Here is a 13,416-nt window from a genome sequence, read left to right on the forward strand (position 1 = left end):
CTTTTTCCGGACGGTGGTCAATACGTCAGAACAGGGGTACGCTTGCTGCGGTTTTCCCTTGAGGGAACCTTTTTTTACATGGTATGAGTCAGGCATGAACGAGCTATTCAATCAGTGGGATGTTGTTGTTATTTTGCTACAAATCATCGCAATCGACCTGTTGCTGGGCGGCGATAATGCGGTGGTGATCGCCATGGCGTGCCGCAAGCTGCCGCCCCAGCAGCGTACAAAGGCGATTGTTATTGGCACCTTCGGCGCCATCCTGGCCCGCGTTCTGTTGCTGGCCATCGCCGTCTACCTGCTCGCTCTGCCGTGGCTGAAAATTGTCGGGGCGCTCCTGCTGCTATGGATCGGTATCAAGCTGGTTGCCCGTCAGGATGAAGATGAAGAGATTGGCAGCTCAGGCAGCCTGTGGCGGACTGCCGTCACTATCACGGTGGCCGATGTCATTATGTCGATGGATAACGTGCTGGCGGTCGCCGCCGCCGGCAAAGGCCACCTGCTGCTGGTCGCGCTGGGTGTCTTGATCAGCATCCCAATCATCGTGGTCGGCAGTAAACTGGTGCTGGCGATCCTTAACCGCTTCCCGATCGTTATCCTGCTGGGAGGCGCCCTTATCGGCTGGATAGCCGGCGCGATGTGGGTGACGGACCCCACTATCGTTCGCCTGTTTCCGCAGGCACCCGATGCGCTACCGCTTATTGCTGGCGCTCTCGGCGCGGCGCTGGTGCTGCTGGAAGGACTTCGCCGCAGCGGCCGGGCGCGACCGGCCAGGTAAGCGCCCGCCGCCAGACGCCGTCAATCCCGACGGCGTCAAGTTTCCGCCAGATTCCTTCCCCACCCGCCCTCATTTGCCCTAAGCTTATGACTGAAAGTCGTGACCACCGTAGTAAGTCAAATGAGATAACGCCATGGAATTAAAGGATTATTATGCCATTCTAGGGGTTAAGCCAACAGACGATCTAAAAACAATTAAGACCGCCTACCGCCGCCTGGCTCGTAAATATCACCCCGATGTCAGCAAAGAAACCGATGCCGAAGCGCAATTTAAAGATCTCGCCGAAGCCTGGGAAGTTCTGAAAGATGAACAGCGCCGCGCCGAGTATGACCAGCTCTGGCAGCATCGCAACGACCCGCAGTTTAACCGTCAACAGCACGCCCACGAACAAAGCTACAGCCAGCAGGATTTTGACGACATCTTCTCGTCGATGTTTGGCCAGCAGGCGCACCAGTCCCGCCGCCAGCATGCCGCGCGCGGCCATGATTTAGAAATTGAAGTCGCGGTGTTCCTTGAAGAGACTCTGGCCGAGCAGATGCGCACCATCAGCTACAAACTGCCGGTCTATAACGTCTTCGGAATGGTCGAAAGCGAAACGCCGAAGACCCTGAATGTGAAAATCCCCGCTGGCGTCAGCGACGGGCAGCGCATCCGCCTCAAAGGTCAGGGAACGCCGGGAGAAAACGGCGGACCAAACGGCGACCTGTGGCTGGTTATCCACATTGCTCCGCACCCGCTGTTCGATATTGTGGGCCATAACCTGGAAATCGTTCTGCCGCTCGCACCGTGGGAAGCAGCGCTTGGCGCCAAAGTGACCATCCCGACGCTCAAAGAGAGCATTCTGCTGACCATCCCACCGGGTAGCCAGGCGGGGCAGCGTTTACGTATTAAAGGGAAAGGGCTGGCTGGCAAAACGGCCACCGGCGATTTATATGCCGTGATTAAAATCGTCATGCCGCCCAAACCGAATGAGAAAGCCAGCGCGCTCTGGCAACAGCTGGCCGATGCAGAGGCTGGCTTCGAGCCGCGTCAAGCATGGGGGAAAGCATAATGGCGAAAATGGCAGTGACGTTTACGATGACCGAGTTTTGTCTGCATACCGGCGTTTCCGAAGAAGATCTGCGGGAAATCGTCGGCCTGGGCGTGATTGAGCCGCGCCAGCCGCTAACCGAGGTTTGGTTGTTCGATGACAGCGCGGTGATGATAGTCCACCGCGCGATGCGCCTGCGTCGGGAGCTGGAGCTGGACTGGCCGGGTATCGCGGTGGCGTTAACGCTGCTGGATGAGAATGCGCGGCTGACCCGCGAAAACCGGCTGTTGCAGCAACAGCTGGCCCGCTTTCTGACGCATAGCTAAGCCTGTAGCAAAGTGCGCGCTTCTGTGCGGGCCGACAAAAGAGCGGCAATATTTTGATGGCGTAAAATCTGTCGGCCGGGCAACCGTCCGGCAGAAACCCGCCCCCGGTCTCATACAGAACCGACTAACGATGCCCCCGGCAGCCAGCCGCCGTGGCGGGTAATCAAATCGTCCACCGGCGCATAAACGGGCATAAAAAATGCCGCCGGGGAAGCCCGCGGCGGCAGCGTTTAATGCAGGTACGGATTACTCGTTAATACGCGGGTGCTGCTGCACCAGACGAGAGCGTTTTTCCTGCAAATCGGCGATTTCCTGATCGATATCTTCGATTTTGTTTTCGATGTTATCGTAGTGCTCGCCAAGGATCTCTTTCGCTTCCTGAATATCCGATGCCGCAGGCGTCGCACCTTTCAGCGGACGATTCGCCGTCTCCTTCATCGACACGCCGGTGATCAGGCCGATGACCGCAATCACCATCAGGTAGTAAGCCGGCATCATCAGGTTCTGCGTACTTTCCACCAGCCAGGCCGCCAGGGTTGGCGTCAGACCGGCAATCAGCACCGAGATGTTGAAGGCGCTGGCCAGGGCACTAAAGCGAATATGGGTCGGGAACATCGCCGGCAGCGAGGACGCCATCACCCCGATGAAGCAGTTGAGCACCACCGCCAGCAGCAGCAGACCCGCGAAAATCAGGCCGATAATGTTGCTGTTAATCATGATAAAGGCCGGGATCGACAGGGTAAACAGCGCCACGCTACCGATCAGAATAAACGGACGACGGCCGAAGCGGTCGCTGAGCATCCCGATAATCGGCTGAACGAACAGCATACCGACCATGATCGCAATAATAATCAGCACCCCGTGATCTTCCGAGTAGTGCAGGTTATGCGACAGGTAGCTCGGCATGTAGGTGAGCAACATGTAGTAGGTCACGTTGGTGGAAATCACCAGGCCGATACAGGTCAGCAGGCTGCGCCAGTGTTTCGTCGCAATCTCTTTAAAGGAGACTTTCGGCCCTTCCTGTAACCCTTCACGATCGCCCTGCTCCATGGTATCGACGTGCTGCTGGAACGCCGGAGTCTCTTCCAGCGCATGGCGAAGATAGAGACCAATCAGCCCTAACGGCAGCGCCAGGAAGAACGGTAAACGCCATCCCCAGTCGAGGAAGTTCTCTTCCCCCACCACGCTGGAAATCAGCACCACCACGCCGGCACCCATCACAAAGCCGGCGATCGAACCAAAGTCCAGCCAGCTGCCCATAAAGCCGCGCTTGCGGTCTGGAGAGTATTCAGCGACGAAGATTGACGCGCCGGTATACTCGCCGCCCACCGAGAAGCCCTGCGCCATTTTACACAGCAGCAGCAGAATCGGCGCCCAGATACCAATCGAGGCGTAGGACGGAATCAGACCGATACAGAAGGTACTGATCGACATGATGACAATCGTCATGGCCAGTATCTTTTGCCGACCATACTTATCGCCCAGCATACCGAAGAACAGACCGCCCAGCGGACGGATCAGGAACGGAACGGAGAATGTCCCTAACGCGGCAATCATCTGCACGCTGGGATCGGCATCGGGGAAGAAGACTTTACCTAAGGCATACGCCACAAAACCATACACACCAAAATCGAACCACTCCATCGCATTACCCAGCGATGCTGCGGTGATAGCCTTTTTCAGCTTACCATCGTCAATGATGGTGACATCACGCAGAGTGATTGGCTTTATTTTTTTCCTTTTAAGCATATTTTTCCTCTAAAGCTTCGCCGTGAGCACACAAATCATCGCCACACGGCAAAGCCGTCGGCGTTGTGCGTTGGGAGCGGCGAATCGCTGTGCTCCTCTTCTCAAGCGTAGCAGGTTTGCCTGCACTGTCTGCTGACAGTCTGTACAACCGAACCTGTTGACGCCTGCTCTGGCAGTAGTCAGTTAATGGCGTTACGCATAACTCTGCTGAATTTACGCACTCCTCTTTTTTACCCTAACAGCGTTTAAATTCGGGATCAACTTCACAAAAAAAACGCCGCCATATAACAGAGCCAAATAATATTAATAAGTTCCATAATTATGACAACAGCGTGATTTATTTCCTCGGCCATGCCGACATGTCCCCCTACGAAATATCGTAGTGCACCTGTTGCGAAATATAATTTTTTTCTCCGCCCTATTATCATAAAAAAAGTCCCGACAAAAATGCGGAAATACGCTATAATCACGCACACTTTCGGCTATCAGCCAACGTTTAATGGACCAACGTCCTGTTTTTCCCTGTAATCATGAGGAACGTCATGCAACTCCCACACTGCCCGAAATGCCAGTCTGAGTACACCTATGAAGATAACGGCATGTTTATCTGCCCGGAATGCGCCCATGAATGGAACAATGCCGAGCCAACTGATGATAATGACGCCCTGGTGGTAAAAGATGCTAACGGCAATTTACTTGCCGATGGCGACAGCGTGACCGTCATTAAAGATCTGAAGGTAAAAGGCAGCTCTTCGATGCTGAAAATAGGTACCAAAGTGAAGAATATCCGACTGGTGGAAGGCGATCATAACATCGACTGTAAAATTGATGGTTTTGGTCCGATGAAGTTGAAATCCGAGTTCGTCAAAAAGAACTAATTCTATTTCCCCGTCACCGGGGATTTATTTCCCCGCGACTGAAACGGTCGCCGGGATAAATGAACGGATATATTTCCGCCGCACCGCCTGATTATTTCCCGCGTGCCGCCGCCTCCAGACCCGACTCTGCCGCCTGGTCTGGATGGCTCATCACCTTCTACACTTAATGGGTCTTCGTTACCTGAGGTAATGGTTATGCCCTTAAGTCCTTACATCACCTTTAGCGGCAACTGCGCGGCGGCGATAGCGTTCTACCAGCAAACGCTGGGCGCCGAGCTGATCCACCAAATCACCTACGGCGAAATGCCGCAGAGTGCGCAGGATGCCGAGGATGGCTGCCCTTCCGGCCAGCATTTATCCGCGGACTGTATCGCTCACGCCAGCCTGCGCGTCGCGGGCAGCGAACTCATGCTCGGCGACAGCCCGGGCGACAAAACCGATCGCTACGCCGGCTTTACCCTGGTACTCGATACCCAGGACCTGGCCGAGGGCAAGCGCTGGTTTGATAGCCTCGCCGACGGCGGGAGCGTCGAGATGGCCTGGCAGGAAACCTTCTGGGCCCAAGGCTTTGGTAAAACTATCGACCGTTTTGGCGTCCCGTGGATGGTGAACGTCGTCAAACAAGCTTAGAGCTTCTCCCTTCGGGCGGGCTCTCCCGCCCTGTCACTCAGCTGGCACCAACTCTTCATCCTCCGGTCATTGCGTGTTAACCGGAATGTAACAAAAACGCGTCAGGATCGGGCCACTCTCAGAGGGAAATCCCTTCTTCTGCTTAGTGAGGCTCGACTGACATGCACTTATCCAGACATCCGACCAGTTATCCTACCCGGTATCAGGAAATCGCCGCCAGACTTGAGCAGGAACTCCGCCATCACTACCGCTGTGGCGACTACCTCCCGGCTGAACAACAGCTGGCCACACGCTTTGAAGTCAACCGCCATACCCTGCGTCGGGCTATCGATCAGCTGGTCGAACGCGGCTGGGTCCAGCGTCGTCAGGGGGTTGGCGTGCTGGTGCTGATGCGCCCAATCGACTATCCGCTCAATGCTCAGGCGCGCTTCAGCCAGAACCTGCTCGATCAGGGTAGCCACCCGACCAGCGAAAAGCTGCTGTCGGTACTGCGCCCGGCCAGCAGCCACGTCGCCGAAGCCTTTGGCATTAATGAAGGCGAGAACGTCATTCACCTCCGCACCCTGCGCCGCGTCAACGGCGTCGCGCTGTGTTTGATCGACCACTACTTCACCGACCTGCGCTTCTGGCCGGTGCTGCAAACCTTCACCCAGGGCTCACTGCACGATTTCCTGCGCCAACAGCTGGATGTCGAACTGACCCGCGCGCGCACCAAAATCAGCGCCCGTCGCGCCCAGGCGAAAGAGAGCAATATTCTCGGGATCCCCAACATGGCGCCGCTGCTGTGCGTGAGAACCCTGAACCACCGTACGGGTGAACCGCAGGCTACGGAGTACTCCGTCAGCCTGACCCGGGCGGACATGATTGAATTCACCATGGAGCACTGAATGCACTTTGATACCGCAACCCGCCAGCGCTGGATGTCCGTGCTGGCCCACAGTGAACCCGAGGAACTGCTGGCGCGGATGCAGACCCTGCAGCTGGCGCCGGAATATGAACTGATTCGCACCCCGGAAACCGGCCTGGTACAGCTCCAGGCACGGATGGGCGGGATTGGCGACCGTTTCTTCGCCGGAGACGCGACGCTGACACGCGCCGCCATTCGCCTGCCTGACGGCACGATCGGCTACAGCTGGATACTGGGCCGCGATCGTCCGCATGCAGAACGCTGCGCCACCATCGACGCGCTGATGCAATCGCCCCACCATTTTCACACCTTAATGGAAACCCTGATTACCCCGCTGGAAGCACAACGAAGCGCGCGCATTGAAGCCCGACGCGCCGAAGTCAACGCCAGCCGGGTAGACTTCTTTACTCTGGTTCGCGGAGATAACGCATGACCTTACAAACCGCTTTTACCCTACCGGTGCAGGATGCCCAGCACAGTTTTCGTCGCCTGCTAAAAGCCATGAGCGAGCCGGGCGTCATTGTTGCGCTCCAGCAGCTCCAGCACGGCTGGCAGCCGTTGAATATCGCCTCCACCAGCCTCCTGCTGACGCTGGCGGATCACGAAACGCCGGTCTGGCTTTCCGCAGCGCTGCATAACGATCTCGTCGGCCAGAACTTACGTTTCCATACCGGCGCGCCGCTGGTGGAACTGCCGCAGCAGGCGGTATTCGCCGTCACCGACGGACGCATCAGCTCGGAGCAGCTTAACGTTCTTTCCGCCGGAACCATTGCCGCCCCGGAAACCGGCGTCACGCTGATTGTCCAGCTCGCCAGCCTCAGCGGCGGACGCATGCTGCGCCTGACCGGCGCCGGCATTGCCGAAGAGCGCATGATCGCCCCGCAGCTACCGGATTGCATCATCGATGAGCTGACCGAACGCCCGCACCCGTTCCCACTGGGCATTGACCTGATCCTCACCTGCGGCGAGCGCCTGCTGGCTATCCCGCGCACCACTCACGTGGAGGTTTGCTAATGTACGTGGCCGTCAAAGGCGGAGAGAAGGCGATAACCGCCGCTCACGCCTTACAGGAACATAAGCGACGAGGCGACGGACGGCTTCCAGAACTGAGCATTGAACAGATTACCCAGCAGTTAAACCTTGCGGTCGATCGGGTCATGACCGAAGGCGGCATCGCCGACCGTGAACTGGCGGCGCTGGCGCTCAAACAGGCCAGCGGCGACAACGTCGAAGCCATTTTTTTACTGCGTGCGTATCGCACCACCCTGCAGCGGCTGGCGGTGAGCGAGCCTGTCGATACCGCCAGCATGCGCCTGGAACGCCGTATTTCGGCGGTCTATAAAGATATTCCCGGCGGCCAGATGCTCGGCCCGACCTACGATTACACCCATCGCCTGCTTGATTTCACCCTGCTGGCCAACGGCGAAACGCCGCCGCTGCACACCGCCGAACGACCGCCGGAAGCCACACCGCACGTTTTTAACCTGCTGGTGCAGCAGGGGCTGGCGAAAGCGGAACAGGAGTCCCACGCCCGGCCCGACGACATCACCCGCGCGCCGCCGGTCTATCCCTGCTCACGTTCGTCACGCCTGCAGCAGCTGGTGCGTGGCGATGAAGGCTATCTGCTGGCGCTGGCCTACTCCACCCAGCGCGGTTACGGTCGCAACCATCCTTTCGCCGGTGAAATTCGCAGCGGCTACGTCGCCATTGAGATCGTCCCCGAAGAGCTGGGTTTTGCGGTCAATATCGGCGAACTGCTGATGACCGAATGCGAGATGGTCAACGGTTTCGTGGCGCCGGAAAGCGAACCGCCGCACTTTACGCGCGGCTATGGCCTGGTCTTCGGCATGAGCGAGCGTAAGGCGATGGCGATGGCGCTGGTCGACCGTGCGCTACAGGCGCCGGATTACGGCGAAGAGATAGCCGGACCGGCGCAGGATGAAGAGTTTGTCCTCGCCCACGCCGATAACGTCGAGGCGGCCGGTTTCGTCTCGCATCTCAAACTGCCCCACTATGTCGATTTCCAGGCCGAACTGGCGCTGCTGAAACGCCTGCAACGGGAGAACGAACGTGGTTAACCCACTCACTGGCTACAACTTTGCTTATCTTGATGAGCAGACCAAGCGCATGATCCGCCGGGCCATTCTCAAAGCGGTGGCGATTCCCGGCTATCAGGTGCCGTTCGGCGGCCGCGAGATGCCGATGCCCTACGGCTGGGGAACCGGCGGTATTCAGCTGACCGCCAGTATCATCGGCGAGCATGACGTGCTGAAGGTGATCGACCAGGGCGCCGATGACACCACCAATGCGGTGTCGATACGGCAGTTTTTTAAGCGCGTCACCGGCGTCGCGACCACCGAGGCGACCTGCGATGCCACGCTGATCCAGACCCGTCACCGGATCCCGGAGACGCCGCTCAGCGAAGATCAGATCCTGATCTTCCAGGTACCGATCCCGGAGCCGCTGCGCTTTATTGAGCCGCGCGAGACCGAAACCCGTACCATGCATGCGCTGGAAGAGTACGGCGTGATGCAGGTGAAGCTGTATGAAGATATTGCCCGCTTCGGCCATATCGCCACCACCTATGCCTACCCGGTAAAAGTGAACGGCCGCTATGTGATGGACCCGTCGCCCATCCCGAAATTCGATAACCCGAAAATGCACATGATGCCCGCGCTGCAGCTGTTCGGCGCCGGACGGGAAAAGCGCATTTACGCGGTGCCGCCGTTTACCCCGGTGGAGAGCCTCGATTTCGACGACCACCCGTTTACCGTCCAGGAGTGGGATGAACCCTGCGCCATTTGCGGGTCCCGCCACAGCTACCTTGATGAAGTGGTGCTGGATGACAGCGGCAAACGGATGTTTGTCTGCTCCGATACCGACTATTGCCGCCAACAGAGCGAGGCGCTGAACAAATGAGCCATCCGTTACTCGCGGTCAATCATCTGACCCATCTTTATGCGCCGGGCAAAGGCTTCAGCGACGTCTCTTTTGAACTGTGGCCCGGTGAAGTGCTGGGCATCGTGGGCGAGTCCGGTTCGGGGAAAACTACCCTGCTGAAAGCCCTCTCGGGGCGACTGACGCCGCAGGAAGGTGAAGTGCGGTATGAAAACCGCTCGCTGTATGCGATGAGTGAAGCGGACCGCCGCCGCCTGCTGCGCACCGAATGGGGCGTGGTGCATCAGCATCCGATGGATGGCCTGCGCCGTCAGGTATCGGCGGGCGGCAACATCGGTGAGCGTCTGATGGCCACCGGCGCACGCCACTACGGAAATATCCGCGCGACCGCCGAACAGTGGTTGAACGATGTCGAAATTCCACCGTCGCGTATTGACGATCTGCCCACCACCTTTTCCGGCGGCATGCAGCAGCGCTTGCAAATCGCCCGCAACCTTGTGACCCAGCCGAAGCTGGTGTTTATGGACGAGCCGACCGGCGGTCTGGATGTTTCGGTGCAGGCGCGTCTGCTCGACCTGCTGCGCGGTCTGGTGATGGAGCTGAATCTGGCCGTGGTGATAGTCACCCACGATCTCGGCGTGGCGCGCCTGCTGGCTCACCGTCTGCTGGTTATGAAACAAGGTCAGGTGGTGGAAAGCGGTTTAACCGACCGGGTGCTGGACGATCCTCATCATCCGTATACCCAGCTGCTGGTGTCGTCGGTATTGCAGAACTGAGGTTGCTGTCGCCGGGTGGCGCTGCGCTTACCCGGCCTACGAACACAGAGTCAGTATGCCAGGTAAAGCAACGCCGCCACCCGGCTCCAGAGCCACGAAGCAAGATGAGTCGCGTTCGAACACAGCACCGTCGGCCGGGTAAGGCGAAGCCGCCACCCGGCGCCCGGACCACAAGGCCAGATGAGTCGCGTTCGAACACAGCACTGTCGGCCGGGTAAGGCGAAGCCGCCACCCGGCGTCAGGGCCACGAGGCCAGATGAGTCACGTTCGAACACAGCACCGTAGGCCGGGTAAGGCGAAGCCGCCACCCGGCGCCAGAGCCACGAAGCAAGATGAGTCACGTTCGAACACAGCACTGTAGGCCGGGTAAGGCGAAGCCGCCACCCGGCGCCAGAGCCACGAAGCAAGATGAGTCGCGTTCGAACACAGCACCGTAGGCCGGGTAAGGCGAAGCCGCCACCCGGCGTCAGGACCACGAAGCCAGATGAGTCGCGTTCGGACACAGCACCGTCGGCCGGGTAAGGCGAAGCCGCCACCCGGCGTCAGGGCCACGAGGCCAGATGAGTCACGTTCGAACACAGCACTGTCGGCCGGGTAAGGCGAAGCCGCCACCCGGCGCCCAAACCACGAGGCCATAATGATTCACGTTGAAAATGTCAGTAAGACCTTTGTACTCCACCAGCAAAACGGCGTGCGCCTGCCGGTGCTGCAGAATGCCTCTCTGGAGGTCAGCAATGGCGAGTGCGTGGTGCTGCACGGCCATTCCGGCAGCGGCAAATCCACCCTGCTGCGTTCGCTGTATGCCAACTACCTGCCGGACACCGGTCATATCCATATCCGCCACGGCGACGAATGGGTTGATCTGGTCAACGCCTCGCCGCGTAAAGTGCTGGAAGTCCGCAAGCGCACCATCGGCTGGGTCAGCCAGTTCCTGCGGGTGATCCCGAGGATTTCCGCCCTCGAAGTGGTGATGCAACCGCTGCTCGACCTCGGTATCCCGCGCGATACCTGCGCTTCGCGGGCTGCCCGTCTGCTGACGCGCCTGAACGTTCCGCAACGATTATGGCATCTGGCGCCATCCACCTTTTCCGGCGGGGAACAGCAGCGGGTCAATATCGCCCGCGGTTTCGCGGTGGACTACCCGATCTTATTGCTTGATGAACCAACCGCCTCGCTGGACGCCATAAACAGCGCCGCCGTAGTGGAACTGATTAATGAAGCCAAAGCGCGCGGTGCGGCTATCGTCGGCATTTTCCATGATGAAACGGTCCGCAATCAGGTCGCCGACCGACTGCACCCGATGGGAATAACAGCATGATTATCAACAATGTAAACCTGGTTCTCGAAGACGAAGTGGTACACGGTTCGCTGGAAGTACAGGAGGGCAGAATTTACGCCTTTGCCGAAAGTCAGAGCCAGCTGCCGCAGTCGCTCGACGGTGAAGGTGGCTGGCTGCTGCCCGGGCTGATTGAGCTGCATACCGATAATCTGGACAAATTCTTTACTCCGCGCCCGAAAGTCGACTGGCCCGCTCATTCGGCGATGAGCAGCCACGATGCGCTGATGGTCGCCAGCGGCATCACCACCGTACTGGATGCGGTCGCCATTGGCGACGTCCGCGACGGCGGCGATCGGCTGGAAAATCTGGAAAAGATGATCAACGCCGTCGAAGAGACACAAAAACGTGGGCTTAATCGTGCCGAACACCGCCTGCACCTGCGCTGCGAGCTGCCACACCACACTACGCTGCCGCTGTTTGAAAAACTGGTTGGCCGCGATCCGGTGAGCATGGTCTCCCTGATGGACCACTCTCCAGGACAGCGCCAGTACGCCGATCGCAGCAAGTACCGCGATTACTATCAGGGAAAATACCATCTGACCAACGAAGAGATGGACCGCTTCGAGGAGGAGCAGATGGCGCTGGCAGCGACCTGGTCACAGCCGAATCGTCAAACCATTGCGGCAATATGCCGCGAGCGCAATATCGCGCTCGCCAGCCATGATGACGCAACGCCCGAGCATGTTGTCGAATCACATCAACTTGGCAGCGTGATCGCCGAATTTCCTACCACATTAGCCGCGGCAGAGGCTTCACGTCAGCACGGTATGAACGTGCTGATGGGCGCCCCCAATATCGTGCGCGGCGGTTCGCACTCCGGCAACGTCGCCGCCCACCAGCTGGCAGCCAGCAACCTGCTTGATATTCTGTCGTCAGACTACTATCCCGCCAGCCTGCTGGATGCGGCATTCCGCATCGCGGACGACGACAACAACGCCTTCACGCTGGCGCAGGCCATTTGTCTGGTCAGCAAAAATCCGGCCCAGGCGCTGGGGTTAGACGACCGCGGGAGGATTGCGGAAGGTAAACGTGCCGATATGGTGCTGGCGCACCGTCGCGGCGAACATGTCCATATTGACCACGTCTGGCGTCAAGGAAAGAGGGTCTTCTGATGAGCGGAAAATTGATTTGGCTGGTGGGTGCCTCCGGTTCCGGAAAAGACAGCCTGCTGGCGGCCTTACGCCAGCGCGAAAATACGCAATTGCTGGTGGCGCATCGCTATATCACGCGCCCGTTCAACGCCGGCAGCGAGAATCATATTGCCCTCAGCAAGCAGGAGTTTTTCAACCGCGCCGAGCGCCAGCTGTTTGCCCTGAGCTGGCATGCCAATAACAATTACTACGGAATTGGCATCGAAATTGACCTGTGGCTGCACGCCGGTTTTGACGTGGTGGCCAATGGTTCTCGCGCCCATCTGCCGCAGGCGCGAGCGCGCTATGCGGACGCGCTCCTGCCCATCTGCCTGCAGGTCACGCCGGAGGTGCTGCGCCAGCGCCTGGAGCAACGTGGACGAGAGAGCGAAACGGAAATCGCTCTGCGCCTGGAACGCGCGGCGCGCTATACCCCCACCGACTGCCTGACCCTGAACAACAACGGTAGCCTCGGACAATCCGTCGAGCAGTTCTTCACGCTGCTGCGCCGCCACTCCGCCCGACAAGAGAATCAGCATGCCTGCCTGTGAACTCCGCGCTCCGACCCTGGACGACGTCGATGCCGTCTATGCGTTAATTTGCGAACTTAAGCAGAAAGCGTACGATCGCCGCCATTTCGCCGCCGGGTTTGCCATGAACCTGCAAAATCCCACCCTGCGCTATCAGCTGGCGCTGGTGGAGGGAGAGACGGTCGGACTGATTGGGCTACAGTTGCAGTTCCCGCTTAATTTCAACGCCTGGATCGGAGAAGTGCAGGAACTGGTGGTGCTGCCGCAGAGGCGCGGCCTGCACATCGGCCAGGCGCTGCTGGCGTGGGCGGAGCAGGAAGCCCGCGAACAGGGCGCGCAAATGGTGGAGCTCTCCAGCGGGAAAGGCCGCCCCGACGCCCACCGTTTTTATCTCCGGGAAGGGTATAAGCAAAGCCATCTGCGTTTTAAAAAAGCGCTGTGAGGA

The 13,416-nt window shown here is 58.8% G+C and carries 16 protein-coding genes; 15 read left to right on the forward strand and 1 reads right to left on the reverse strand.

The window, feature by feature from the left end; genetic code table 11:
- Positions 1 to 94: 94 nt before the first annotated feature.
- The 3 genes from Electrica_RS23315 to cbpM all read left to right on the forward strand — a co-directional run bounded on the left by Electrica_RS23315 (position 95) and on the right by cbpM (position 2,134).
- Positions 95 to 778 carry a TerC family protein gene (locus Electrica_RS23315; protein ID WP_141965538.1) on the forward strand — a complete coding sequence of 228 codons (684 nt, stop codon included), beginning with the start codon at positions 95 to 97 and terminating at the stop codon, positions 776 to 778.
- A gap of 133 nt (positions 779 to 911) precedes the next feature.
- Positions 912 to 1,829: a curved DNA-binding protein gene (gene cbpA, locus Electrica_RS23320; RefSeq protein WP_131049903.1), complete on the forward strand. Its 918-nt coding sequence runs from the start codon at positions 912 to 914 to the stop codon at positions 1,827 to 1,829.
- The gene (cbpM, locus tag Electrica_RS23325) at positions 1,829 to 2,134 is read left to right on the forward strand and encodes a chaperone modulator CbpM (protein ID WP_100686282.1); all 306 of its coding nucleotides are present in this window, start codon (positions 1,829 to 1,831) and stop codon (positions 2,132 to 2,134) included. Before cbpA ends, cbpM begins: the two co-directional genes overlap by 1 nt.
- 246 nt (positions 2,135 to 2,380) lie before the next feature.
- Here cbpM and proP read toward each other — a convergent pair whose 3' ends face one another.
- On the reverse strand, positions 2,381 to 3,883 hold the full coding sequence (gene proP, locus Electrica_RS23330) for a glycine betaine/L-proline transporter ProP (protein ID WP_131049901.1): 1,503 nt from the start codon (positions 3,881 to 3,883) through the stop codon (positions 2,381 to 2,383).
- Between the two features lie 542 nt (positions 3,884 to 4,425).
- On the opposite strand from proP, the gene Electrica_RS23335 reads away from it, so the two are divergent.
- The 12 genes from Electrica_RS23335 to phnO all read left to right on the forward strand — a co-directional run bounded on the left by Electrica_RS23335 (position 4,426) and on the right by phnO (position 13,413).
- Positions 4,426 to 4,761 (forward strand): zinc ribbon domain-containing protein YjdM, encoded by a 336-nt coding sequence (locus tag Electrica_RS23335; RefSeq protein ID WP_100686279.1) that lies wholly within the window; start codon positions 4,426 to 4,428, stop codon positions 4,759 to 4,761.
- A gap of 195 nt (positions 4,762 to 4,956) precedes the next feature.
- Positions 4,957 to 5,391 (forward strand): VOC family metalloprotein YjdN, encoded by a 435-nt coding sequence (gene yjdN / locus Electrica_RS23340; RefSeq protein ID WP_141965541.1) that lies wholly within the window; start codon positions 4,957 to 4,959, stop codon positions 5,389 to 5,391.
- 161 nt (positions 5,392 to 5,552) lie between these two features.
- The gene (gene phnF / locus Electrica_RS23345; RefSeq protein WP_141965543.1) at positions 5,553 to 6,278 is read left to right on the forward strand and encodes a phosphonate metabolism transcriptional regulator PhnF; all 726 of its coding nucleotides are present in this window, start codon (positions 5,553 to 5,555) and stop codon (positions 6,276 to 6,278) included.
- Positions 6,279 to 6,731, forward strand: coding sequence for a phosphonate C-P lyase system protein PhnG (phnG, locus tag Electrica_RS23350; RefSeq protein WP_100686276.1), 453 nt, complete (start codon positions 6,279 to 6,281; stop codon positions 6,729 to 6,731).
- A complete protein-coding gene (gene phnH, locus Electrica_RS23355; RefSeq protein ID WP_100686275.1) occupies positions 6,728 to 7,312 on the forward strand; it encodes a phosphonate C-P lyase system protein PhnH in 585 nt (194 codons plus the stop codon). Before phnG ends, phnH begins: the two co-directional genes overlap by 4 nt.
- Entirely contained in the window at positions 7,312 to 8,376 is a 1,065-nt protein-coding gene (locus Electrica_RS23360; protein WP_100686274.1) for a carbon-phosphorus lyase complex subunit PhnI, read from the forward strand. Before phnH ends, Electrica_RS23360 begins: the two co-directional genes overlap by 1 nt.
- Positions 8,369 to 9,217, forward strand: a complete 849-nt coding sequence (locus Electrica_RS23365) for an alpha-D-ribose 1-methylphosphonate 5-phosphate C-P-lyase PhnJ (protein ID WP_100686273.1) — start codon at positions 8,369 to 8,371, stop codon at positions 9,215 to 9,217. The genes Electrica_RS23360 and Electrica_RS23365 overlap by 8 nt, the downstream gene beginning before the upstream one ends.
- Positions 9,214 to 9,972 carry a phosphonate C-P lyase system protein PhnK gene (gene phnK / locus Electrica_RS23370; protein ID WP_141965544.1) on the forward strand — a complete coding sequence of 253 codons (759 nt, stop codon included), beginning with the start codon at positions 9,214 to 9,216 and terminating at the stop codon, positions 9,970 to 9,972. Before Electrica_RS23365 ends, phnK begins: the two co-directional genes overlap by 4 nt.
- 637 nt (positions 9,973 to 10,609) lie before the next feature.
- Positions 10,610 to 11,290: a phosphonate C-P lyase system protein PhnL gene (gene phnL, locus Electrica_RS23375; RefSeq protein WP_100686569.1), complete on the forward strand. Its 681-nt coding sequence runs from the start codon at positions 10,610 to 10,612 to the stop codon at positions 11,288 to 11,290.
- On the forward strand, positions 11,287 to 12,423 hold the full coding sequence (phnM, locus tag Electrica_RS23380) for an alpha-D-ribose 1-methylphosphonate 5-triphosphate diphosphatase (protein WP_141965547.1): 1,137 nt from the start codon (positions 11,287 to 11,289) through the stop codon (positions 12,421 to 12,423). Before phnL ends, phnM begins: the two co-directional genes overlap by 4 nt.
- Positions 12,423 to 12,992, forward strand: coding sequence for a ribose 1,5-bisphosphokinase (gene phnN / locus Electrica_RS23385; RefSeq protein WP_141965548.1), 570 nt, complete (start codon positions 12,423 to 12,425; stop codon positions 12,990 to 12,992). The genes phnM and phnN overlap by 1 nt, the downstream gene beginning before the upstream one ends.
- A complete protein-coding gene (gene phnO, locus Electrica_RS23390) occupies positions 12,979 to 13,413 on the forward strand; it encodes an aminoalkylphosphonate N-acetyltransferase (RefSeq protein WP_141965550.1) in 435 nt (144 codons plus the stop codon). Before phnN ends, phnO begins: the two co-directional genes overlap by 14 nt.
- The last annotated feature ends 3 nt before the right edge of the window (positions 13,414 to 13,416 follow it).

Origin of the sequence: Klebsiella electrica, assembly GCF_006711645.1 — a bacterium.
Classification (GTDB): domain Bacteria; phylum Pseudomonadota; class Gammaproteobacteria; order Enterobacterales; family Enterobacteriaceae; genus Klebsiella; species Klebsiella electrica.

Coding starts and splice junctions, on each gene's coding strand:
- phnG (WP_100686276.1), top strand. CDS start 6,279: ATGCACTTTGATACCGCAACCCGCCAGCGCTGGATGTCCGTGCTGGCC.
- phnL (WP_100686569.1), top strand. CDS start 10,610: ATGATTCACGTTGAAAATGTCAGTAAGACCTTTGTACTCCACCAGCAA.
- phnN (WP_141965548.1), top strand. CDS start 12,423: ATGAGCGGAAAATTGATTTGGCTGGTGGGTGCCTCCGGTTCCGGAAAA.
- phnO (WP_141965550.1), top strand. CDS start 12,979: ATGCCTGCCTGTGAACTCCGCGCTCCGACCCTGGACGACGTCGATGCC.
- phnF (WP_141965543.1), top strand. CDS start 5,553: ATGCACTTATCCAGACATCCGACCAGTTATCCTACCCGGTATCAGGAA.
- Electrica_RS23315 (WP_141965538.1), top strand. CDS start 95: ATGAACGAGCTATTCAATCAGTGGGATGTTGTTGTTATTTTGCTACAA.
- yjdN (WP_141965541.1), top strand. CDS start 4,957: ATGCCCTTAAGTCCTTACATCACCTTTAGCGGCAACTGCGCGGCGGCG.
- cbpA (WP_131049903.1), top strand. CDS start 912: ATGGAATTAAAGGATTATTATGCCATTCTAGGGGTTAAGCCAACAGAC.
- Electrica_RS23360 (WP_100686274.1), top strand. CDS start 7,312: ATGTACGTGGCCGTCAAAGGCGGAGAGAAGGCGATAACCGCCGCTCAC.
- phnH (WP_100686275.1), top strand. CDS start 6,728: ATGACCTTACAAACCGCTTTTACCCTACCGGTGCAGGATGCCCAGCAC.
- phnK (WP_141965544.1), top strand. CDS start 9,214: ATGAGCCATCCGTTACTCGCGGTCAATCATCTGACCCATCTTTATGCG.
- phnM (WP_141965547.1), top strand. CDS start 11,287: ATGATTATCAACAATGTAAACCTGGTTCTCGAAGACGAAGTGGTACAC.
- proP (WP_131049901.1), bottom strand. CDS start 3,883: ATGCTTAAAAGGAAAAAAATAAAGCCAATCACTCTGCGTGATGTCACC.
- cbpM (WP_100686282.1), top strand. CDS start 1,829: ATGGCGAAAATGGCAGTGACGTTTACGATGACCGAGTTTTGTCTGCAT.
- Electrica_RS23335 (WP_100686279.1), top strand. CDS start 4,426: ATGCAACTCCCACACTGCCCGAAATGCCAGTCTGAGTACACCTATGAA.